The following is a 20,368-nucleotide window of genomic DNA, read 5'->3' as shown; positions in this document are numbered from 1 at the left end:
CGGGTCACCTCGCGACGAGGGTCGCCACGCACTCGACGTGGTGGGTCATCGGGAAGGCGTCGAACACCCGCAGGTCGGCCAGCGTGTACCCGGCCTCCCCCAGCGCGGCGACGTCGCGGGCCAGGGCCGCCGGGTCGCACGCCACGTGCACGATGCGGCGCGCGCCGAGCGCCCCGATCCGCGCGGCCAGCTCACGCCCCAGGCCCTTGCGGGGCGGGTCGGCGACGATGACGTCCGGGGCCGTGGTGCGTGCCAGCGACTCCAGGACCTTCTCCACCCGGCCCCGGACCACCTGCGCGGCGGGCAGGTCCGCGAGGTTCTCCCCCGCGGCCGCCGTCGCGTCCGGGTCCGACTCGACGTCCACGACCGTCCCGGCCCGCTCCGCGAGGGCCGCCGCGATCAGGCCCGCCCCGCCGTAGAGGTCCCAGACGACGTCGTCGGCGGCCAGCTCCCCGACGCCGGCCACCGCGGCCGCGACGACGGCGTCGGCCGCTCCGGGATGCACCTGCCAGAACGCCGGGGCGGGCAGCGTCCAGTCCCGGCCGGCGGCGTGCTCGTGCGCGGTCCCGGAGCCGACCTCGAGCGCACGGCGGCCCTCGAACAGCTCCGTCGCGTGCGTCTGGCCCGCGGCGTCGTGCACGATCTCGATCTCCGCGGTCGGGGTCCACCCGCGGGCCAGCACGGGGTCGAGGGCGCCGGTGACCGCGATCGGGCAGTCCCCCACCGGCAGGACCTCGTGGCTGCGGTGCGCCCGCAGCCCGGGGCGCCCGTCGTCCGTGACCGCCATCCGCATCCGGGTCCGCCAGCCCAGCGGGCCACCGGGCAGGGGCTCGCAGACCACGTCCCGCTCGATGCCGGCGAGCCGGGAGAGCTGCTCGGCGACGACGGCGGCCTTGAGGTCGCGCTGGGTGTCGTGGTCGGCGTGCTGCCAGTCGCAGCCGCCGCACCCGCCGGGCCCGGCCCACGGGCACGCCGGGGTCACGCGGCCGGGGGCGGCCTCGAGGACGGTCACGGCGTCCGCGCGGCAGAACGACCCGCCGTGGTCCTCGGTCACCACCGCGTGCACGCGCTCACCGGGCAGCGCGTGCCGGACGAACACCACCCGGCCCTCGTGCCGGGCCACGCAGTGCCCGCCGTGCGCGACCGCACCCACCTCGACGTCGAGCATGCGGTCGGTCCAGTCGAGCCGCTCCGGGGAAGCTTCCAGGCCGGTCATCGCACGTCCGCCCGGTCGTTGCCGCCCGAGGGCGAGGAGGTCGAGCCCGGCCGCACGCCGTTGGTCGGCGGGGCCTCGTAGCCGCGCCGGGTGAGGCCGGGGGCGCCCTGCGGGCGGGGCGCCGCGAGCCGGGCGGAGGACTCCAGCTGCCACGGCACGCTGACGACCATGACACCTTTCTGAAACAGGAGCCGCCCCTTGAGGCGTAGCGCACTCTGGTTGTGCAACACCTGTTCCCACCACCGCCCGAGGACGTACTCCGGGATGAAGACCGTGACGACGTCGCGCGGGTTGTCGGTCCGGATGCGCTTGACGTAGGAGAGGATCGGCCTGGTGATCTCGCGGTAGGGCGACTCCAGCACCTTGAGCGGCACCGGGAGCTGGCGGCGCTCCCAGTCGGCGACCACCTTGCGGGTGTCGGCGTCGTCGACGTTGACCGTCACCGCCTCGAGCACGTCCGGCCGGGTGGCCCGCGCGTAGGCGACGGCCCGCAGCGTCGGTTTGTGCACGGTGGAGACCAGGACGATCGCGTGGTTGCGGCTGGGCAGCACCGCGTCGATCACGTCGGGGGCGGCGATCTCCTCGGCGACCGTGTCGTAGTGGCGGCGGATGGAGAGCATGAGCAGGAACGCGAGCCCTCCCGCGACGATCGCGATCCAGGCGCCGACCAGGAACTTCGTCACCAGCACGACGACGAGCACGACGCCGGTCATCGTCGCGCCGAAGCCGGAGATCAGCCGGGAACGCCGCAGCCGGCCCTGCGTCTCCTCCTCGGTCTCGGTCGCGATCAACCGGTTCCAGTGCCGCACCATGCCGAGCTGGGACAGCGTGAAGGAGACGAAGACGCCGACGGTGTAGAGCGGGATCAGGGCCGTGACCTCGGCGGAGAAGCCGACGACGAGCACGATCGCGAAGAACGCGAGGAACAGGATGCCGTTGGAGAAGGCCAGCCGGTCGCCGCGGGTGTGCAGCTGGCGCGGCAGGTAGCGGTCCTGCGCGAGGATCGAGCCGAGCACCGGGAACCCGTTGAACGCGGTGTTCGCGGCCAGCACCAGGATCAGGGCGGTGAAGATCGTCACGGCCCAGAAGCCGGGCGGGAACCCCGAGAAGATGGTCTCGGCGAGCTGCGCGATCAGCGTCTCCTGCTTGTAGCCGGCCGGGGCCCCGACGAGCTGGTCGGTCGACTCCGCCATCTTCACCCCGGTCGCGCGGGCGAGGGCGAGCATGCCGCCGAACATGACGACGGCGATCAGGCCGAGCAGCGCGAGCGTGGTGGCCGCGTTGCGGGACTTCGGCTTGCGGAACGCCGGGACGCCGTTGGAGATGGCCTCGACCCCGGTCAACGCGGCGCAGCCCTGCGTGAACGAGCGCAGCACGATGAACATCAGCGCGAGCGAGGAGAGCTGGTGGTCGGCCTCGGCGCGCACGTCGAAACCGGCGCTGGGCGCCACCATGTCGTGGCCGAGCAGGAGCCGGACGACCCCGACGACGATCATGCTGCCGAGCGCGACGACGAAGCAGTAGGTCGGGACGGCGAAGGCGATGCCCGACTCCCGCACGCCCCGCAGGTTGACCGCGGTGAGCGCCCCGATCGCGAGGACGGCGAAGAGCACCTTGTGCTCCCCGACGAACGGGATGAGCGCACCGAGGTTGTCCGCGGCCGACGAGACCGAGACCGCGACGGTCAGCGTGTAGTCGACCAGCAGCGCCGAGCCGACGGTCAGCCCCGCGTACTTGCCGAGGTTCGTCGTCGCGATCTCGTAGTCCCCGCCGCCCGAGGGGTAGGCGTGGACGTTCTGCCGGTAGCTGACCACCACCGTGGTGAGCACCACGACCACCGCGAACCCGACCCACGGGGAGAACACGTAGGCCCCGAGCCCGGCCAGCGAGAGGGTGATCAGCACCTCCTGCGGCGCGTAGGCCACCGAGGACAGGGCGTCGGAGGCGAACACCGGCAGCGCGATGCGCTTGCGCAGCAACGTCCCCGAGAGCTCGTCGCTGCGGAACGGCAGTCCGAGCACGAGGCGTTTCGCCGCTGTCGCGAGCCTGGGCACCCGCAGAGCGTAGGACGTTCGGGCGCGGCCGGTACGGGATACCGTGCGCGCGTCAGGCACGAGCGCGACCGTCGCCCGAGCGAGGAGACCTGGAGGGCGTGTGCACATCGTCGTCATGGGCTGCGGCCGCGTGGGCTCGGCCCTGGCCCTGTCGCTCGAGCGGCTCGGTCACGAGGTCGCCGTCGTGGACCGGGATCCGCAGGCCTTCCGCCGCCTGGGCAGCGACTTCCACGGCCAGGAGGTCGTCGGGGTCGGGTTCGACCGCGAGGTGCTGACCGCCGCCGGGATCCACCGCGCCCAGGCCTTCGCGGCGGTCTCCTCGGGCGACAACTCCAACATCATCTCCGCGCGTGTCGCCCGGGAGACCTTCGGCGTCGAGACCGTGGTGGCGCGGATCTACGACGCCAAGCGGGCCGCCGTCTACGAGCGCCTCGGCATCCCGACCGTGGCCACGGTCCCGTGGACCACCGACCGCTTCCTGCGGATGCTGCTCCCCGACGGCGTCGCGACCGCGTGGCGCGACCCGTCCGGGACCGTCGCGATCATGCAGCTGCCCTTCCACGAGGACTGGTCCGGGCACCCGGTCACCGCCCTGGAGGAGGCGACCGGCAGCCGCGTCGCGTTCATCGTGCGGTTCGGCACCGGGGTCCTGACGAAGCCCGACTCGGTGATCCAGGCCGACGACGTCGTCTACGCCGCCGCCGTCAGCGGCACCGTGGCGTCGGTCACCCAGGCGGCGCTGACCGCGCCGGCGGAGCGGGGGTAGCGCGAGATGCGGGTGACGATCGCCGGGGCCGGCGCGGTGGGCCGGTCCATCGCGGCCGAGCTCATCGAGAACGGCCACGAGGTGATGCTGATCGAGCGCGACCTCGCCGAGGTGGCGCCGGAGGCGGTGCCGCAGGCCGAGTGGGTGCACGCGGACGCCTGCGAGGTCGCCTCGCTGGAGGACGCGCAGGTGCAGAACTGCGACGTCGTCATCGCGGCGACCGGCGACGACAAGGTGAACCTGGTGGTCTCGCTGCTCGCGAAGACCGAGTTCGCGGTCCGCCGCGTGGTGGCCCGGGTGAACAACCCCCGCAACGAGTGGCTGTTCACCGAGTCGTGGGGCGTGGACGTGGCGGTGTCCACCCCGCGCATGCTGGCCGCGATGGTCGAGGAGGCGGTGTCGGTCGGCGACCTGGTCCGGCTGCTCACCCTGCGTCAGGGCAAGGCGAACCTGGTCGAGGTCACGCTGCCCGACGACACCGCGCTGGCGGGCCGCCCGGTCCGCGACGTCCCGCTGCCCTCCGACGCCGCGCTCGTGGCGATCCTGCGCGGCGGCCGGGTGATCGTGCCGCAGTCCGACGACCCGCTCGAGGCCGGGGACGAGATGCTCTTCGTGGCGGGCGAGGGCGTCGAGGAGGAGATCCACTCCGTGCTCACCTCGGGCGACCCGGGTGGGCGGGAGCTGATCTGACCCCACCCGGAGTGTCAGCAGTGCGGCCATGCTGACGCTGGACGTCACAATCGGCGGATGTATCCGGGCCCGATCACGCTCCCGGGCGGCCGGACCGTGCGCGCCCGGGGCCTGCGGTCCGGTCCCCCGGCCGAGGTGCCCGCCTTCGGCCTCTACCTCGGGTCGGAGCGCGCCGCCCGCCGTCACGACCCCGACCTCACCTGGCCGCACCGCTGGCTGGTCTGGTCCGACTTCCGCACCCCGCGCCATCCCGACGAGGCCCGCTCCGCCATCGTGGCGCTGCACGCGCGGGCCGCGGACGAGTCCGTCGAGGTCGCGTGCGGCGGAGGCATCGGACGAACTGGCACCGTGCTGGCCTGCCTCGCGACGCTCGACGGACTGGGTCCGGACGAGGCCGTCGCCTGGGTCCGGGCACACCACCACCGCCGGGCGGTCGAGACGCCGGGGCAGCGCCGGTGGGTGCGCTGGTTCGCGGAGGGCCCCCGGTAGCTGGCAGGCTGCGCGGCATGGTCGAGGCGAGCGCAGCGACGGGACAGCAGGACGCCCGGGAGCTCTACCGGCGCTGGATCGACGAGCTGTGGAACGGCGAGACCGAGGTCGTCGGCGAGCTCGTGGCCGACGACTTCGTGGGGCACTGGCCGGACCGGACGGTGCACGGCCCCGACGAGCTCGCCCGCATCATCGGCGAGACCCACGGGATGCTGGACATGCTGTCCTTCGTGGTCGAGGTCGGCCCGCTGGTCGACGGCGAGCTCGTGGCCGGTCGGTGGCGCGGGCGCGGGGCGCAGGACGGCAACCCGGTCACCTTCATCGGCAACGACCTGCTCCGCGTCGCGGACGGCCGGTTCGCCGAGTACTGGGTGGCGTCACTCCCGCTCCCGTAGGCGCTCCTGCTTCGCCCGGTTCCCGCAGACCGCCATCGAGCACCACCGGCGACGCCGAGTCGGTGACGGGTCCAGGAAGAGCCACGAGCACCGGCCGCAGCGGCCGACCCGCGCGAGGTCCGGCCCGGCGAGCAGGGTCCCGACGGCGAGCGCGACCCGCAGGGCCGGCAGGTCCGGCCCGTGCTCGACCGCGGTGACGCGCCACCCCACCTCCGGGTCCGGTGTCGCCCGCCCGTACGCCGCAACGACCGCCGCCCGGACGACCGACCCGGCACCACCCGCCGTCAGGACGGCGTGGAGGTCCTCCCGGAGGGCGCGGAGGTCGGCGAGCGCCGCGTCGGGGTCGTCCGGAGACCCGACGGCCTCGGTCAGCAGCCCCGCGGACCGGCTCCAGGACAGGACGTCCTCCCAGGTGCGGAGCCGCTCCGCCGTCCGCGCGCCGAGCGGGCCGTCGGTGGTGTTCACGAAGTCGAGCGCCGGGTGACCTCCCACGAACTCGTCCACCCCGCTAACCTTACTTCTCATGTTTCCGGTTAGCGAGGCGGTCGACTTCCACGGGGACGCGGTCGCCTGGGGCGTGACCGGCGAGGGCCCGCCCCTGGTGCTCGTGCACGGCACGCCCTTCTCGTCGCACGTCTGGCGGCGCATCGCAGGGCACCTCGCCCGCCACCGACGCGTCTACGCCTACGACCTCCTCGGCTATGGGCGCTCGGCCAAGCGCGAGGGCCAGGACGTCTCGCTCGGCGTCCAGGACGAGCTCCTCGCCGCGCTGCTCGACCACTGGGGCCTGGAGCGGCCCGACGTGGTCGCGCACGACTTCGGCGGGGCCACCGCGCTGCGCGCCCACCTGCTGCGGGGGCGGGACTATCGCACGCTCACGCTGATCGACCCGGTCGCGACGAGCCCGCACGGCTCGCCGTTCGTCCGGGCCGCCCGCCGGCACGCGGACGCCTACGCCGAGCTGCCGGACTACGTGCACGAGGCCGTGCTGCGCGCCTACGTCGCGGGCGCGGTGCACCGGACGCTGTCCGCGGAGGAGATGGACGCCTACGTCGCGCCGTGGACCGGGGAGATCGGGAAGCCGGCGTTCTACCGGCAGATCGCGCAGATGTCCGACCGGTACACCGACGAGATCCAGGACTGCTACGCGTGGATGCGGGTCGCCCCGACGATCCTGTGGGGTGCGCGGGACGCGTGGATCCCGCTCGACCGGGGCCGCGACCTGGCCGCCCGCATGCCCGGCGCGGAGCTGCGGGTCGTCGAGGACGCCGGCCACCTGGTGCAGGAGGACGCCCCGGAGGTCGTGGTGGCGGCCGTCCTCGACCGGCTCGTGTCGGGCGGGTGATCGTCCGCAGGGCAGACTGCGGGCCGTGACCGAACGTCGGCGCTGGTCCCTGCACCCCCTCGGGCTGGCGCTCGGCGTGGGGCTCGCCGCGGTCGCCTGCACGCCGACGCTGATCCCGCGGACCGGGTTCTTCCAGGGCCTGGTGAGCGGGGTGATGCTCGCGGCGGGCTACCTGCTCGGGGTGGTCGTCGCGCTGCTCGCCCGTCCCCTGGTGCGCCGGCGCCCCTCCCCCGCACTGCGGGGGATCGGCTGGGTGCTGCTCGCGATGGTCCTCGTCCCCGTGGTCGTCCAGGCACTCCGGTACGGCTACGCCGAGCAGGTCGCGCAGGCGGCGCTGCTCGGGGTCGCGCCGCCGACCGTGCCGGGCTGGCTCCTCGCGGTGCCGGTCGCGGCCGCCGTGCTCGCGCTGCTGGTCGGGCTCGTGCGCGGGGTCCGCGCGCTCCCCCGGTGGCCGCGGCGGCTCGTCGTCGGGCTCGGGATCGTCCTCGTGGCCCTCATGGCGGTCTCGGTCGCGGGCATCCCCGGGGTGAACCCGGCCCGCACCGTGCTCGACCGCGCCTTCGCGGCACAGGACGCGGGCACCTTCGGCGGCGCGACGCAGCCCACCTCCCCGCAGCGCTCCGGGTCCCCCGCGTCCCTGCTGACCTGGGAGTCCCTCGGCCGGGGCGGCCGCACCTTCGTCTCCGACACCCCCGCCCCGGCCGCACTGGCGGAGGCCTCCGGCCGGCCGGCGGTCGACCCGATCCGGGTCTACGTCGGCCTGGGCAGCTCCGCGGACGCCACGGAGCGCGCCCGGCTCGCGGTCGAGGAGCTCCGCCGGACGGGCGCCTTCGAGCGGCCCGTCGTCGCCGTCCTCACCACCACCGGCACCGGGTTCGTGGACGCGGAGGCCGTGGACGCCCTGGAGCTGGCGTGGGGCGGCGACACCGCGGTCGTCACCAGCCAGTACTCCCTGATGCCGAGTGCGCTCTCGCTGCTGCTCGACGGCGACCGCGTCGCCGAGGCCGGCCGCACGATGTACGACGCCGTCCGCGCCGCGGTCGACGCCCTGCCGCCCGGCGCCCCGCGGCCGCGGGTGGTGGTGTTCGGCGAGTCGCTCGGCGCCGTCGGCTCGCAGGCGGCGTTCGACTCGGTCGACGAGGTCCGCGACGGCGCGCTGTGGAACGGGCCGCCGAACTCGTCCCCGCTGTGGCGCTCGCTGCTCGAGCGCCGCGACCCCGCCACCCCGGCCGTGCGACCGGTCGTCGGGAACGGGGAGCGGGTGCGGTTCGGCGGCGGGTCCACCACCCCGTTCCTGACGACGAGTCCTCCCGCACCCTGGCCGTTCCCGCGGGCGGTCTACCTGCAGCACCCCAGCGACCCGGTGGTGTGGTGGTCGCCGAGGCTGGTGTGGGAGCGGCCGGACTGGTTGGCCGAGCCGCACGGCGACGACGTCCTGCCGGGGGTGCGCTGGTTCCCGCTCGTGACGTTCTGGCAGGTCACGATGGACATGATCCGCGCGCAGGAGGTGCCGTTCGGGCACGGGCACAACTACGGGCCCGAGTCCCTGGACGCGTGGATGGACGTGGTGCCGCCGCCGGGGTGGACGCCCGCGGACACGGCGCGCGTGCACGCCGTGCAGGAGGCCGCCGGGCTGCCGACCCCCGGCGCCTAGGCCGCGCGGCGCCCGACCACCGCGTACGCGCCCACCGAGGCCTCCCCCGTGGGTGCGGGCCAGTCGACGACGTCGCGCATGACGGGCTCGACCAGCTCGAACCCGTCGAACGCGGCCCGGAGCTCGTCGCGGTCGCGCAGGAACACGGGGGACGCGCTGGTCCGGTAGCCCTCCTGGATGGCGCGGGTGCGCGCTGCGAGCTCCGGATCGTCGAGGTCCGTGCTGCCGTGGCTGATCGCGAGCACGCCGCCGCCCGCCATCGCGTCGCGGTAGCGGCTCAGGATCGCCGGGATGTCGTCGTCGACGAAGTGCAGGACCGCGACGGCGAGGACCGCGACCGGGCGGGTGAGGTCGAGGTGGCAACCGACCGCGTCCAGCACCTCGCGCGGCACGCCGAGGTCCGCCCGGACCACCTGCACGTCGTCCCGGTCCGCCGTCAGCTCCCGGGCGTACTCGACGGCCACCGGCTCGACGTCGACGTAGGACACGCGGGCGGCCGGGGCGATCTCGTGCACGTTGCCGACGGTCGGGATGCCGGACCCGAGGTCGAGGAACTGGTCGATGCCCTGCGCGGTGCACCACCGCACGACCCGCCCGAGGTAGGACCGATTGGCCCGGCAGGTGTGCGCCATGTCCGGGTTGCCGGCCAGGATGCGCTCGGCCTGCTGCCGGTCCACGGCGAAGTGGTGCGCCCCGCCGAGGAAGTAGTCGTAGATCCGCGCCGCGTTCGCCCGCTCGCCGTCGATGTCCGTCCTCCTCAGATGTGCGGCCAGGCCTCCAGGATCGCCCTGTCCCCGCCGGCGTGGAAGGCCACGGGGTCCCGACGATGCCAGAACGCGAGCACGATCTCCGGCGCGGATCCGCGCATCGTCGTCGTCGGGCCGGGTCGGGGCAGGTCCTGGGTGAGGGTCTCGTCGAGGTCGGTCAGCTCGACGACCAGCGTGGCCTCCTTCGGCGGCATGAAGCCGTAGGCGAAGGCGGTCGCGACGAAGGACTCGAAGAACTCCGCGATCCCGTCCCGCGCGAGGTCCGGCGGGACCGGCTCCGGCTCGCCGTCGGCCGTGGTCGCCGCGTCCCAGCGGTGGATCGCGAACTCGTGCGCCGCGCGGCGGAACCAGTAGGCGGCGTCGTCGGGCAGGACACTCCAGTTCTTCACCGGGGCGCCGGGGTCGGTGGCGGTCAGCAGCCGGAGCAGGGCGGCCAGGTCGTCGCCGTAGGTCCGCAGCGCCTCGTCCGGGGGCACGACGACGGCGGGGTCGCGCGCCTCCCGGCGGCCCGCGAACAGCTCGTCGAGGGTGCGACAGAAGCCGGCGGCGTGGGCCAGCAGGTCGGCGCCCGTCCAGTCCGGGCAGCTGCGCACGGTGGTGTCCGGTCGTTCCCGGCAAAGGCGACCCAGCTCGCGGCCGTCGGCCGCCACCGCGGAGATCCAGTCGTCAGCGTCCACGTTCCCCCTCCAGGACCTGCTCGCGCAGGATGTCCGCGTGCCCGCAGTGGTGGGCGAGCTCGCGGAGCACCTGCAGGTACACCCACCCCAGCGTCCTCGGCCCGCCGCGGTGGCCCGTCACGACGGCGTCCAGGGCCAGGTCGGCCGCCGCGGCGCGGGCGGTCACGCAGGCCTCCCGGTACGCCGCGAGGACGGTCGCGATCGTGTCGTCGGGGTGCAGCCGGAACGACTGCTCCGGGCTCTGCACCAGACCGAGGTCCTGCCGTGACCGGCCCGCGACGCACTCCTCGAACCAGATCCGCTGCATCCACGTGACGTGTTTGACCAGGCCGAGCAGCGTCGTCGACGACGGGACGAGCCGGGCGCGGGCCTGCTCCTCGGTCAGACCGTCCAGCGTGGCCTCGACCGTCGCCCGGTACTCCTCGAGGAACGCCTCGATCTGCGTGCGCCCGTCGGCGAGCAGGATCTCGGAGCCGGCCACCGCGCGATGGTAGAGCGAGGCCCGGTCGAGCGGACCCGGATGGCCTACTCCCGAGCAGATCCCTTAGGTTAGCCGTACCTAAGAGCCGCCGTCCGAAAGGTGTCGTGGTGCGTAGATCGCTCGTGGCCGTCGTGGCCGTGCTGGTCGCCCTGCTGGCGGGGTGCTCCAGCGGGCCGGAGCCGCAGGGCCAGGGCGGTGGCGCCCCGTCCGCCGACGGGGCCTTCCCGGCGACGATCCCGACCGCCTTCGGCGACGTGACGGTCCCCGCGGCACCGCAGCGCGTGGTGGCGCTGGGCTGGAGCGACGCGGAGACCGCCCTGGCCCTGGGCGTGCAGCCGGTCGGCGCCTCGGACTGGCTCGCCGTCGGCGGCGACGGCCTCGGCCCCTGGGTCACCCAGCGCTACACCACCCCGCCCCAGACCCTCGGCACCCTCGAGGTGGACCTCGAGCAGGTCGCCGCCCTGCAGCCGGACCTCATCCTCGACACCCGCTCGTCGGGCACGAAGGAGCGCCACGACCAGCTCGCCCAGCTGGGTGTCCCCGTCGTGAGCATCCCGCCGGGCGGTGAGGACTACCTGACCGGCTGGCGCGACCAGCTGCGGATGGTCGGGGCCGCCGTCGGCAAGCCGCAGGAGGCCGCGCGGCTGCAGTCCGAGCTGGAGAACCGCTTCGCGCAGGCCCGCCAGCAGAACCCCGCGCTCAACGGCGCGACGGTGGTCTCCGGGGCGAAGAACACCCTCGGCGAGTACGCCGCCTACGTCGGGCGCACCGGCCGGGTGGAGTTCCTCCGCGAGCTCGGCCTGGTCAACTCCCCCGCGATCGAGGCCATCCCCACGCAGGGCTTCTCGGTGCCGATCTCGCGGGAGCAGATGAACCTCCTGGACGCGCGCGTCACGCTCATGCAGGCGATCAGCGGCAACCCCGCCGACATCACCGGCGACCCGCTGTGGGGCACCGTCCCGTCCGTCGCGGCCGGGCGCGGGATCGTGCTCGACGACCGCACCCTCTCGCTGGCCTTCGCCAGCTCGTCGGTGCCCGGCCAGCTCTACACGCTGGACCGCATGGTCGGCCCGATCGCCGCGGCGGTCGCGAAGCCGTGACGGCGACACCGACGGCGACGTCGGCCCCGGAGGCGCCCGCCACCCGGCGCGGCTCCGGGGTCGCGACGACGCTGCTGGTGGCCGCGGTCCTGCTCGTCGCGGTGGTCGCGAGCCTCGCGATCGGCCCCCGCGCCCTGCCGCCGTCGGTCGTCCTGGACGCCCTCACCGCCTTCGACCCGACGAACCCGGACCACCTCGTCGTCACCGAGGTCCGCCTCCCGCGGACCGTCGTCGGCCTGCTGGCCGGGCTCGCCCTCGGACCCGCCGGGGTGCTCGCCCAGGGCCTCACCCGCAACCCGATCGCCGAGCCGGGCATCCTCGGGCTGAACACCGGGGCCGCCCTCGCCGTCGTGCTCGCGATCGGGCTGCTGGGCATCCGGTCGCTCACGGCCTACGTCTGGTTCGGGTTCCTGGGCGCGGGCCTCGCGGCGGTGATCGTCGCCGGGGTCGCCGGGATCGGCCGCTCCGGCACCGTCAGCCGCGGCGCCACCTCCCCCGCCACCCTCGCGCTCGCCGGCGCCGCCCTGACCGCCGGCCTGGGCTCGGTGACGACCGCGATCCTGCTCACCGACCCGGACGCCTTCGAGGACTACCGCTTCTGGCAGGTGGGCTCGCTCGCCGGCCGCGACCTCGGCATCGCGGGCCAGGCCGCGCCGTTCGTCCTCGCGGGCCTCGCCGTGGCCCTGCTGTGCGGGCCGACGCTGAACGCCCTCGCGCTCGGCGACGACGTCGCGCGCTCCTTCGGCCGCCGGGTCGAGCGCGACCGCGCGGTCTGCGGGATCGCCCTGGTCGTGCTCGCCGGCTCCGCCACCGCGGTCGCGGGTCCGATCGCGTTCGTCGGGCTCACGGTGCCCCACCTGGTCCGGGTCCTCACCGGCCCCGACCACCGCAGGCTCCTGCCGGTCTCCGCCCTCGTCGCGCCGACGCTGCTGCTCGTGGCCGACGTCGTCGGCCGGGTGGTCGCCTCCCCGCGCGAGGTGCAGGTCGGCATCGTCACCGCGGTCCTTGGGGCGCCGGTGTTCATCTGGTTCGTGCGCCGGAAGCGGTTCGTGCGATGACCGCCGCCGTCGCGGTTCTCCAAGAGGCCCGCGCCCGTTCCCGACGACGGGTCGTGCTGGTCGGGTCCGTCCTCGCGGTCGCGACCCTGCTGGCGTTCCTCGCCACCGTCTCCCTCGGCGAGTACCCGATCCCGCCGGGCGACCTGCTGTCGTCGCTGGTCGGCGCCGGGCCGGCGCGGGTCGAGTTCGTGGTCACCCGGCTGCGGCTGCCGCGGGCGCTCGCCGGCCTCGCGGTCGGCGCGTCCCTCGGGCTCGCCGGGGCCCTCTTCCAGCGCCTGCTGCGCAACCCGCTCGCCAGCCCGGACATCATCGGCGTCGGGGCGGGCGCGAGCGCGGCCGCCGTCGTCGCGCTGACGATGCTCGGCCTGTCCGGGCTCGCCGTGTCCGGGGCGGCCGTGCTCGGGGCGGCGGCGACCGCCACGCTGATCGTGGTCCTGGCCCGCCGGGGCCGCGGGAGCACCGGGCTGCACGGCGTGCGGTTCGTGCTGATCGGCGTCGGCGTCGGGTCCGCCCTGCTCGCGATCGTCTCCTGGTTGATGACGACGGCGTCGCTGACGACCGCGCAGCAGACCCTGCTGTGGCTCACCGGCAGCCTGAACAACGTCTCCTGGGCGTCGACCACCCCGCTGCTGGTGTCGGTCGCGGTGCTGGTGCCCCTCGCGCTGGTCGCGGCGGGCGCCCTCCCCCGGCTCGAGCTGGGCGACGAGGCCGCGGCCGCCCTCGGGCTGGCCGTCGAGCGGTCCCGCCTGCTCCTGCTCGCGGTCGCGGTCCTGCTGGTGGCCGCGGCGGTGGCCGTGGCCGGGCCGGTGTCGTTCGTCGCGCTCGTCTCGGGGCCGGTCGCCGCCCGGCTGGCCGGGCCGGGCCGGGCATCGTTGCCGCACGCGGCCCTGATCGGCGCCCTGCTCGTCCTGCTGGCCGACCTCGTCGCCCGCCACCTGCTCGGCGACGTCCCGCTGCCGGTCGGCGTCGTCACCGGCGTGATCGGCGCCCCGTACCTTCTCCTGTTGCTCGCCCGATCCCGCGCCGGAGGAACCGCATGAGCCTGAGCGCCGAGCACCTGACCCTGCGCTACGACGACCGCGTGGTCGTCGACGGCCTGTCGGTGCGGATCCCCACGGGCCGGATCACTGCGATCGTCGGGCCGAACGCCTGCGGCAAGTCCACCCTGCTGCGCGGCCTCGGCCGGCTGATCGCCCCCGCCGACGGCCGGGTGCTGCTCGACGAGACCGACGTCCGCGAGCTCCCGGCGCGCGAGCTCGCCCGCCGGCTCGGGATGCTGCCGCAGTCGCCGGTGGCCCCGGAAGGCATCACGGTCGCCGACCTCGTCGAGCGCGGCCGCTCGCCGCACCAGAGCTGGTTCGGCGGCCGCACCGCCGCCGACGACGAGGCGGTCGGCCGGGCGATGACCGCCACCGGGGTCCTGGAGCTGGCCGGCCGGTCCGTCGACGAGCTCTCCGGCGGGCAGCGGCAGCGGGTGTGGATCGCGATGGTCCTGGCGCAGGACACCCCGACCCTGCTGCTCGACGAGCCGACCACCTACCTGGACATGGCGCACGCGGTCGAGGTCCTCGACCTGCTCGTGGACCGCAACACCCGCGAGGGCACGACGGTCGCGGTGGTGCTGCACGACCTCGACCTCGCGGCCCGCTACGCCGACCACCTCATCGCGATGCGCGCCGGCGCCGTGGTCGCGGAGGGCACGCCCGCCGAGGTGGTCACCGAGTCGACCGTCGAGACCGTCTTCGGCATCCCCGCCCGGGTGGTGCCCGACCCGGTCTCCGGCACCCCGCTCGTCGTCCCGATCGGCCGCCACCGGGTGGCGCCGGACCCCGCGGCGCCGGAGCCGGCGATCGACACCCTGATCGACGCCGGCGACGCCCTGCCCGCGGACGACACCGGGTGTCCGCCCGACGTCGGCACCGAGGCCGCGCTGCGGGCCGTCGTCGGCGACCCGCACCCGCTCGTGGTGGCCAAGGTCGGCGACCGCGTCGACCCGACCGCGGCCGAGTTCGTCGCGGCGGCGTCGCTCGTGGTGCTCGCGTCCGGCCGGGCGGACGGCGGGATGGACGTCTCCCCGCGCGGCGACCCGGCGGGCTTCGTGCGCGTGCTCGACGACGGGGCGAGGCTCGCCCTGCCCGAGCGGCCCGGCAACCGGCGCATCGACACCCTGCGCAACGTCGTCGAGCGGCCGGGGATGGGGCTGCTGTTCCTCGTCCCCGGGATCACCCACGTGCTGCGGGTGGCCGGGCGGGGCCGGGTGGTCGACGACCCCGCCGTGCTGGGGCTGTGGGAGGACCCGCCGCCGCTGGCGCTCGTCGTCGACGTCGTCGACTGCTTCGTGCACTGCTCGCGGGCGCTGACCCACTCGACGGTGTGGACCGGGGCGACGCCCGCGTCGACGGTGCCCGGCGTCAAGGCCCTGGCCGACGCCGCCCGCGAGGCCCGGGAGGCCCGCGAGGGCTGAATCAGGCCGCGGCGGCCTTCTCGGCCTTGGCCGCCTCGGTGGCCCGGCGGATGGCCCAGACGGTCACCGCGGCGGCCAGCAGGGCCAGCGGGACGCCCATGGCCAGGCGCACCCAGCCCAGCCACGTCTCGGCGTAGGCGGAGTCGTAGAGCCAGCGCTGCACCACGAAGCGGGCGCCGAACACCACGACCCAGGCCAGCGTCGCGAGGTCGTAGGCCCGCACCAGAGCGGGCGAGCGGCGCCACGCCTGGCCGTCGCCGTTGACCAGGTGCCAGAGCAGGCCGACCAGGGGCCGCCGCACCAGCACGGAGACGAGGAAGACCCCGCCGTAGACCAGGCTCGTCCAGATGCCGAGCAGGAAGAACCCCTTGGCCTCGCCGGTGCGCCAGGCGATCAGCGCGCACACGGCCACGCCGAACAGCCCGGAGAGCGCCGGCTGGACCTTCTCACCGCGCACCAGCCGCCAGCCCGCGACCGCGAGCGCGGCGCCGACCGCCGCCGCGATGGAGGCGACGAGCGTGGAGAACACCGCCTGGACCAGGACGAACACCACGACCGGCACGGCCGAGGAGACGAGCCCGGACACGCCGCCCATCTGCTCGAGCAGCGTCGGCGCGCGCTCCTCCGGCACCTCCTCGGGCACCTCCTGCGGCCCACCGGGTCCCGCGACGGGTGCGGTCGGGGTGTCCGGCCGCACCGGCGCGAAGGCGACCGTGGGGGGTTCGGCGGGGTGCTCGGGAGGGATGACGCGCTCCTGACCGGCCCTCAGTGGGCTCGCTGCAGCTCGTAGTACGGGTTGTAGATCACCTTGCGGCCGTCGCGGACCGCCACCCGGCCGCTGGCCCGCAGGGTGCGGCCCGGCTCGATCCCGGGGATGCGACGCCGGCCCATCCACACCAGGGTGACACCGTCGGTCCCGTCGAAGAGCTCGGCCTCCAGCGTGGCGACCGAGTCCCGCGGGCAGATCTCGACCGACCGCAGGCGTCCCTTGACGGTGATCGCCTCGCCGGTGCCCGCGCAGTCGCTCGCGCGGTCGCACCCCGAGCGCTCCGCCTCGGCGGTGAGGTCCTCGGCGTCCAGGTCGGACACGTCGGAGGTGAGCTTCTTGACCATCCGCGACATGAACCCGGGGCTCTTGCCCATCCGGCTGCTCCTCGTCGATGGCACCCCACGGGGTGCCGCGCGGGTCCCTCGTCGGACCCGACGTCAGGGTAGCTCGATCAGGAACGTCCGGGGGACGTCCCGGAGTCCGCCTTCTGCGGCAGCATCATCGGGATCACCGGGCCGTCCGGCGAGGTGATCTGGCGCGGCCGGGTCGGCAGCGTCTGGTAGAGCGTGTCGCGGAACGGCTCCGGCACGTCGTCGGGCACCTCGAGGGGCAGCAGCGAGCGCACCGGCAGCGGGTCGGGCGAGCGGACCACCACGGTGCCGCGGACCATGTCCCGCAGCAGCCCGTGCAGGGTCAGCGCGTGCTGCGCGGGCCCGGTGCCGACGCCGCGGAGCAGCCAGCGCGGGCCCTCCACCGCGACCACCCGGGCCACCACCTCGCCGTTGCGGGCGACCAGCTCGCGCCCCCACTCGCCGCGGTCGCGGCGGATGGTGGCGCCCTCGTTGTGCAGCTGGGTGGCGAGCTCCTCGACGAGCTCGCCCCACAGCCCGCCGGTCCGCGGCGCCGCGAAGGCGCTCACCGTCAACCGGCCCTCCGGGACCATCACGTGGACCGCCCGCAGCGGCCCGCTCGGGTCGGGCTCGCACACGAGCTTCGCCCCCGGCGGCACCGGCAGCTGCACCGACCCCAGGTCCAGACGCAGCCGCCCGTCCCGCGGGGCGTTCTCGCCGTCCCACGGCCCGTGGTGCTGGTGGTGGCCTCGGCCCGCGGGCTCGTTCGGCCCGGGCACCTGCGCGATGCGGCCCTTGCGGTGCCGCCCGCGCGCCGGCTCGGTCACGACCACTTCACCTCAGAGCTCCTCAGTCACCGGCCACCGGATGGCCGTCCCGTCCTGCATCGGCCATCCCCGCCCCGTACTCAATACCCTGTCCGTGACCTTCTCGTGATGTGGCCGGGCCGACAACTCCGCGGGGATCACCCGAAAGCCCGGTCGACCCGAAGCCGCCACTGCCGCGGACCGTGTCCGGCAGGGCGTCCACCACGCGGACCGCGGGCAGCTCGACGCGCTGGACGACGAGCTGGGCCACGCGGTCGCCGCGGCGCAGCGACACCGGCTCCCGGGGGTCGTGGTTGACCAGGCAGACCCGGATCTCGCCCCGGTAGCCGGCGTCGACGACGCCGGGGGCGTTGACCAGTCCCAGCCCGGAGCGCACCGCGAGGCCGGACCGGGGGCAGACCCAGCCGACGTGGCCGGGCGGGAGCGCCACGGCGACCCCGGTGCCGACCAGCACCCGGTCGCCGGGCGCGATCTCGACGTCGACCGTGGTCCGCAGGTCCAGTCCCGCGTCGTCCGGGTGCGCCCGGTCCGGGACCGGCAGGCCCGGGTCGAGACGGACGAGGGGGAGCTCGGACACGGCCTCCGAGGGTAGTCCGGCGCCGCGCGGCGGCCGACGGCCCTCCTATCCTGGAGAACGTGACCCGTGCCCCCGCCCCGAGCGCACCCCCGCCCGGCCTCGAGCGCCTCGGGCTGCCCTGGTGGGCCTGGCCGCCCGGGCTGCTGCTCGCCGGCCTGCTCGCGGCCGAGGTGCACATGGGCTTCCCGGGCGTGCGGGCCTGGCTGCCCTACGTCGTGCTGCTGCCCTTCGCCGTGGTCGTGCTCTGGCGTGTCGGGCGCACGCGCGTCGGGGTGGCGCCCGGCCCCGACGGCGAGGACGAGGTGTGGGCCGGTCCCGCGCATCTGCCGACGCGGTTCGTCGGCCGGGCCGACGTCGTGCGCGACGAGGGCAAGCGGCTCGCCCTGGGCCCGCAGCTCGACCCGGCGGCCTTCGTGCTGCACCGGCCGTGGGTGCCCGCCGCGGTGCGTCTCGAGGTCACCGACCCGGACGACCCCACGCCCTACTGGGTGGTCTCCACCCGCCGTCCGGACCGGTTGCTCGCGCGGATCCGCGGGGAGTAGAGACGCAGCCCGGACCCGGAGACACGAAAGCCCGGTCCGGGTCCCCGGACCGGGCGTGTGTTCGGTCTGTCCGGTCTGTGTCAGGCCGCGCAGTCGCGGCAGATGAACGCGTTGCCCCGGGTCTCGGCGAGGCGGCTGCGGTGATGGACCAGGAAGCAGCTGCCGCAGGTGAACTCGTCCGCCTGCTTGGGCAGCACCCGGACCGTCAGCTCCTCGCCGGACAGGTCCGCGCCGGGGAGCTCGAAGCTCTCGGCCGTGTCGGTCTCGTCGACGTCGACGGCCGCGGACTGCGCCTCGTTCCGCCGGGCCTTCAGCTCCTCGAGCGAGTCCTCACCCAGCTCGTCGGACTCGTTGCGGCGCGGGGCGTCGTAATCGGTCGCCATCGGTGTGTCCCACCCTCGTCATGCCGTGTTCCGTGTCGTGCGGCTGCACAACGCGGGACGAGCACGGTTTGTGCCGGTCCTATGAGTGACCCGGGTCTCACCGGCAGAGCTGTCGAGAGTCTTCCCGTGCCGCGGGCGGCGGAAGGGTAGCCGACCCGACGTCGGGATGCCCACGGGTCCGGACGTCTGTCCGTGTGTTCCCGCCGACAGCCCCTCCGGTCGGCCAGGTGCGGCGCTCGCGCCGCCCCGACACGGCGGCGTCTACGCTCGCCGGCGTGGCCGCTGCGTCGACCTCCCTCCCGCGTCCCGGTGGGTACCGGCGGCGGCACCTGCTGCCCATGGCCCTGCTGGTGATCGTGCTCGCGGTGGCGAGCATCCTGACCTGGATCGTGGTGTTCGCGAACTCCACCTCGCAGTCGGTCACCTCGTGCACCGCGCCCGCCTCCGGCGGCGGCACCGTGCAGGCCCGCACGGCGCTCGACCAGACCGCGGCCGCCGCTCCCTCCGCGACGGCGGTCCGGGTGCTCAACGGCGCCGGGCAGCGCGGCGCGGGCCAGCTGGCGGCCGTGGAGCTCGGCGAGCTCGGCATGCCGGAGGCGGCCCCGGCCGACAACGACCCGCTCTACCCCGCCCAGGACCTCGACTGCGTCGGGCAGATCCGCTACGGCCCGGACGGTGCCTCGGCCGCCCGCACGCTCTCGCTCGTCCTGCCCTGCGCCGAGCTGGTCTCCGACGGCCGCCAGGGCGCGGCGGTCGACCTCGCCCTGGGCAGCGACTTCCGCGACGTCACGCCCGGCCAGGCCACGGCGGATGCGCTCAAGGCCCTGGCGCGCAGCTCCGAGTCGGGCGCGGCCGTGCCCGGGACCGACCCGGCCTCGCTGTCCGTCCTGCGCGACGTCGACTGCTCGCAGTAGTCCGCCCTACAGCTGCGCGGCCCCCGCGCCACGCAGCAGGTCGGTCAGCGCGGCCGCCAGCTGCGGGCCGGCGGCGACGGTGGCCTCCGGGCCGCACCCGTCGCCGGGACCGGATCCCGGTCGGCGGACCACGGCGCCCGCCTCCTCGGCGATGAGTGCCCCCGCCGACCAGTCCCAGTGCTTCAGGCCGTGCTCGTAGAAGCCGTCGATCCACCCGGCGGCCACCGAGCACAGGTCCAGCGAGGCACAGCCCTGCCGGCGGACGTCGCCGACCGAGCCCGCGATCCGGCCCAGCAGGGCGGCCTGGCGCTCGCGGCGGGCGCGGTCGTAGGCCAGGCCGGTGCCGATCACGGCGAGCTCGAGGCGGTCGAGGGCGGACGCCCGCAGCGGGCGGTCGTCCAGCCGGGCGCCGTGCCCGGCCGCGGCGCTCCACACCCGACCCGACACCGGTTCGACGACGGCACCGGCCAGCGTGCGCCCGTCGACCTCGACCCCGAGCGAGACCGAGAACCACGGCAGGCCGTGGGTGTAGTTGACGGTGCCGTCGATCGGGTCGACGACCCAGCGGACCTGCCCCGGGGCCGGGTCGGGGGCGCCGCCCTCCTCCTCGCCGAGGACCGCGTCGGCGGGCCGCAGCGTCGCGAGCCGCTCCCGTACGTGGGCCTCGCACTCCCGGTCGCCCGCGGTGACGACGTCGGTGGCCGAGCTCTTGGTGTCCATGTCGGCCACGGACCGGTCGCCGACCACGCGGTCGCGGACCGCCAGGGCGAGCGCGGCCGTCTCCTGCGCGATCCCGACGGCGATCTTCTCCAGTGCGACGGGGTCCTCATCGTCCACTCGGCCATCCGAC

At 75.2% G+C, this 20,368-nt stretch carries 24 protein-coding genes; 12 read left to right on the top strand and 12 right to left on the bottom strand.

Translation table 11 applies throughout. From position 1 onward, the window contains the following. Positions 1-4 precede the first annotated feature (4 nt). Positions 5-1,216 (bottom strand): class I SAM-dependent RNA methyltransferase, encoded by a 1,212-nt coding sequence (locus WCD74_RS10220; RefSeq protein ID WP_337694736.1) that lies wholly within the window; start codon positions 1,214-1,216, stop codon positions 5-7. Further along, on the bottom strand, positions 1,213-3,270 hold the full coding sequence (locus tag WCD74_RS10215) for an APC family permease (protein ID WP_337694735.1): 2,058 nt from the start codon (positions 3,268-3,270) through the stop codon (positions 1,213-1,215). Before WCD74_RS10215 ends, WCD74_RS10220 begins: the two co-directional genes overlap by 4 nt. 100 nt (positions 3,271-3,370) lie before the next feature. On the opposite strand from WCD74_RS10215, the gene WCD74_RS10210 reads away from it, so the two are divergent. From WCD74_RS10210 to WCD74_RS10195, 4 genes are read left to right on the top strand one after another with little or no spacing between them, the layout of a single operon-like run. Then, positions 3,371-4,036, top strand: coding sequence for a potassium channel family protein (locus WCD74_RS10210; RefSeq protein ID WP_337694734.1), 666 nt, complete (start codon positions 3,371-3,373; stop codon positions 4,034-4,036). A 6-nt stretch (positions 4,037-4,042) separates the two neighbouring features. After that, positions 4,043-4,726 (top strand): potassium channel family protein, encoded by a 684-nt coding sequence (locus tag WCD74_RS10205; RefSeq protein ID WP_337694733.1) that lies wholly within the window; start codon positions 4,043-4,045, stop codon positions 4,724-4,726. Between the two features lie 57 nt (positions 4,727-4,783). Next, a complete protein-coding gene (locus tag WCD74_RS10200) occupies positions 4,784-5,215 on the top strand; it encodes a protein-tyrosine phosphatase family protein (protein ID WP_337694732.1) in 432 nt (143 codons plus the stop codon). A 17-nt stretch (positions 5,216-5,232) separates the two neighbouring features. Next, on the top strand, positions 5,233-5,610 hold the full coding sequence (locus WCD74_RS10195) for an ester cyclase (protein ID WP_337694731.1): 378 nt from the start codon (positions 5,233-5,235) through the stop codon (positions 5,608-5,610). Here the strand turns inward: WCD74_RS10195 and WCD74_RS10190 are convergent. Further along, positions 5,593-6,114, bottom strand: a complete 522-nt coding sequence (locus WCD74_RS10190) for a CGNR zinc finger domain-containing protein (protein ID WP_337694730.1) — start codon at positions 6,112-6,114, stop codon at positions 5,593-5,595. The genes WCD74_RS10195 and WCD74_RS10190 overlap by 18 nt on opposite strands. 19 nt (positions 6,115-6,133) lie before the next feature. Between WCD74_RS10190 and WCD74_RS10185 the strand changes: the two genes are divergently transcribed. Then, a complete protein-coding gene (locus WCD74_RS10185; protein WP_337694729.1) occupies positions 6,134-6,955 on the top strand; it encodes an alpha/beta fold hydrolase in 822 nt (273 codons plus the stop codon). 25 nt (positions 6,956-6,980) lie between these two features. Beyond that, on the top strand, positions 6,981-8,609 hold the full coding sequence (locus WCD74_RS10180; protein ID WP_337694728.1) for an alpha/beta hydrolase: 1,629 nt from the start codon (positions 6,981-6,983) through the stop codon (positions 8,607-8,609). Here the strand turns inward: WCD74_RS10180 and WCD74_RS10175 are convergent. The 3 genes from WCD74_RS10175 to WCD74_RS10165 are packed head-to-tail and all read right to left on the bottom strand — an operon-like array spanning position 8,606 to position 10,534. After that, complete coding sequence (locus WCD74_RS10175) at positions 8,606-9,325, bottom strand: SAM-dependent methyltransferase (RefSeq protein ID WP_373696056.1); 720 nt, start codon at positions 9,323-9,325, stop codon at positions 8,606-8,608. The two genes, WCD74_RS10180 and WCD74_RS10175, sit on opposite strands and share 4 nt — an antisense overlap. Before the next feature lie 41 nt (positions 9,326-9,366). After that, positions 9,367-10,053, bottom strand: coding sequence for a maleylpyruvate isomerase family mycothiol-dependent enzyme (locus WCD74_RS10170; protein WP_337694727.1), 687 nt, complete (start codon positions 10,051-10,053; stop codon positions 9,367-9,369). After that, positions 10,043-10,534: a DinB family protein gene (locus WCD74_RS10165; RefSeq protein WP_337694726.1), complete on the bottom strand. Its 492-nt coding sequence runs from the start codon at positions 10,532-10,534 to the stop codon at positions 10,043-10,045. Before WCD74_RS10165 ends, WCD74_RS10170 begins: the two co-directional genes overlap by 11 nt. A 107-nt stretch (positions 10,535-10,641) precedes the next feature. Here WCD74_RS10165 and WCD74_RS10160 point away from each other — a divergent pair, with 107 nt between their 5' ends. Genes WCD74_RS10160 through WCD74_RS10145 form a run of 4 tightly spaced genes read left to right on the top strand, consistent with a single transcriptional unit; the run spans position 10,642 to position 15,156 of the window. Continuing rightward, entirely contained in the window at positions 10,642-11,634 is a 993-nt protein-coding gene (locus WCD74_RS10160) for an ABC transporter substrate-binding protein (protein WP_337694725.1), read from the top strand. Further along, on the top strand, positions 11,631-12,692 hold the full coding sequence (locus WCD74_RS10155) for a FecCD family ABC transporter permease (protein ID WP_337694724.1): 1,062 nt from the start codon (positions 11,631-11,633) through the stop codon (positions 12,690-12,692). Before WCD74_RS10160 ends, WCD74_RS10155 begins: the two co-directional genes overlap by 4 nt. Continuing rightward, positions 12,689-13,732 (top strand): FecCD family ABC transporter permease, encoded by a 1,044-nt coding sequence (locus WCD74_RS10150; RefSeq protein WP_337694723.1) that lies wholly within the window; start codon positions 12,689-12,691, stop codon positions 13,730-13,732. Before WCD74_RS10155 ends, WCD74_RS10150 begins: the two co-directional genes overlap by 4 nt. Beyond that, positions 13,729-15,156, top strand: a complete 1,428-nt coding sequence (locus WCD74_RS10145; protein ID WP_337694722.1) for an ATP-binding cassette domain-containing protein — start codon at positions 13,729-13,731, stop codon at positions 15,154-15,156. Before WCD74_RS10150 ends, WCD74_RS10145 begins: the two co-directional genes overlap by 4 nt. Before the next feature lies 1 nt (position 15,157). Here WCD74_RS10145 and WCD74_RS10140 read toward each other — a convergent pair whose 3' ends face one another. From WCD74_RS10140 to dut, 4 genes are all read right to left on the bottom strand, one after another. Further along, a complete protein-coding gene (locus tag WCD74_RS10140) occupies positions 15,158-15,799 on the bottom strand; it encodes a DUF3159 domain-containing protein (RefSeq protein ID WP_337694721.1) in 642 nt (213 codons plus the stop codon). 122 nt (positions 15,800-15,921) lie between these two features. Beyond that, on the bottom strand, positions 15,922-16,299 hold the full coding sequence (locus WCD74_RS10135; RefSeq protein WP_337694720.1) for an OB-fold nucleic acid binding domain-containing protein: 378 nt from the start codon (positions 16,297-16,299) through the stop codon (positions 15,922-15,924). 77 nt (positions 16,300-16,376) lie between these two features. Beyond that, complete coding sequence (locus WCD74_RS10130) at positions 16,377-17,102, bottom strand: DUF3710 domain-containing protein (RefSeq protein ID WP_337694719.1); 726 nt, start codon at positions 17,100-17,102, stop codon at positions 16,377-16,379. Positions 17,103-17,124: 22 nt separating this feature from the next. After that, positions 17,125-17,679, bottom strand: coding sequence for a dUTP diphosphatase (gene dut, locus WCD74_RS10125; protein WP_337694718.1), 555 nt, complete (start codon positions 17,677-17,679; stop codon positions 17,125-17,127). 59 nt (positions 17,680-17,738) lie between these two features. On the opposite strand from dut, the gene WCD74_RS10120 reads away from it, so the two are divergent. Then, positions 17,739-18,221 (top strand): DUF3093 domain-containing protein, encoded by a 483-nt coding sequence (locus tag WCD74_RS10120; protein ID WP_337694717.1) that lies wholly within the window; start codon positions 17,739-17,741, stop codon positions 18,219-18,221. Positions 18,222-18,301: 80 nt separating this feature from the next. Here the strand turns inward: WCD74_RS10120 and WCD74_RS10115 are convergent, their stop codons facing one another. Further along, positions 18,302-18,604, bottom strand: coding sequence for a DUF4193 domain-containing protein (locus WCD74_RS10115; RefSeq protein ID WP_018334507.1), 303 nt, complete (start codon positions 18,602-18,604; stop codon positions 18,302-18,304). A gap of 275 nt (positions 18,605-18,879) precedes the next feature. On the opposite strand from WCD74_RS10115, the gene cei reads away from it, so the two are divergent. Beyond that, positions 18,880-19,518, top strand: coding sequence for an envelope integrity protein Cei (gene cei / locus WCD74_RS10110; protein ID WP_337694716.1), 639 nt, complete (start codon positions 18,880-18,882; stop codon positions 19,516-19,518). A 6-nt stretch (positions 19,519-19,524) separates the two neighbouring features. Here the strand turns inward: cei and WCD74_RS10105 are convergent, their stop codons facing one another. After that, positions 19,525-20,355 (bottom strand): inositol monophosphatase family protein, encoded by an 831-nt coding sequence (locus WCD74_RS10105; RefSeq protein WP_337694715.1) that lies wholly within the window; start codon positions 20,353-20,355, stop codon positions 19,525-19,527. Between the last annotated feature and the right edge of the window lie 13 nt (positions 20,356-20,368).

The organism is Actinomycetospora aurantiaca (genome assembly GCF_037401875.1).
In the GTDB taxonomy this organism is placed as follows: Bacteria; Actinomycetota; Actinomycetes; order Mycobacteriales; family Pseudonocardiaceae; genus Actinomycetospora; species Actinomycetospora aurantiaca.
The sequence above is the reverse complement of the archived record's forward strand: the minus strand, read 5'-3'. Positions and strand labels throughout refer to the sequence as shown.

Excerpts from the sequence above, each read along its gene's own strand:
- WCD74_RS10115 (WP_018334507.1), bottom strand. The coding sequence starts at position 18,604 with ATGGCGACCGATTACGACGCCCCGCGCCGCAACGAGTCCGACGAGCTG.
- WCD74_RS10185 (WP_337694729.1), top strand. The coding sequence starts at position 6,134 with ATGTTTCCGGTTAGCGAGGCGGTCGACTTCCACGGGGACGCGGTCGCC.
- WCD74_RS10200 (WP_337694732.1), top strand. The coding sequence starts at position 4,784 with ATGTATCCGGGCCCGATCACGCTCCCGGGCGGCCGGACCGTGCGCGCC.
- WCD74_RS10135 (WP_337694720.1), bottom strand. The coding sequence starts at position 16,299 with ATGGGCAAGAGCCCCGGGTTCATGTCGCGGATGGTCAAGAAGCTCACC.
- WCD74_RS10195 (WP_337694731.1), top strand. The coding sequence starts at position 5,233 with ATGGTCGAGGCGAGCGCAGCGACGGGACAGCAGGACGCCCGGGAGCTC.
- WCD74_RS10205 (WP_337694733.1), top strand. The coding sequence starts at position 4,043 with ATGCGGGTGACGATCGCCGGGGCCGGCGCGGTGGGCCGGTCCATCGCG.
- WCD74_RS10150 (WP_337694723.1), top strand. The coding sequence starts at position 12,689 with ATGACCGCCGCCGTCGCGGTTCTCCAAGAGGCCCGCGCCCGTTCCCGA.
- WCD74_RS10145 (WP_337694722.1), top strand. The coding sequence starts at position 13,729 with ATGAGCCTGAGCGCCGAGCACCTGACCCTGCGCTACGACGACCGCGTG.
- WCD74_RS10220 (WP_337694736.1), bottom strand. The coding sequence starts at position 1,216 with ATGACCGGCCTGGAAGCTTCCCCGGAGCGGCTCGACTGGACCGACCGC.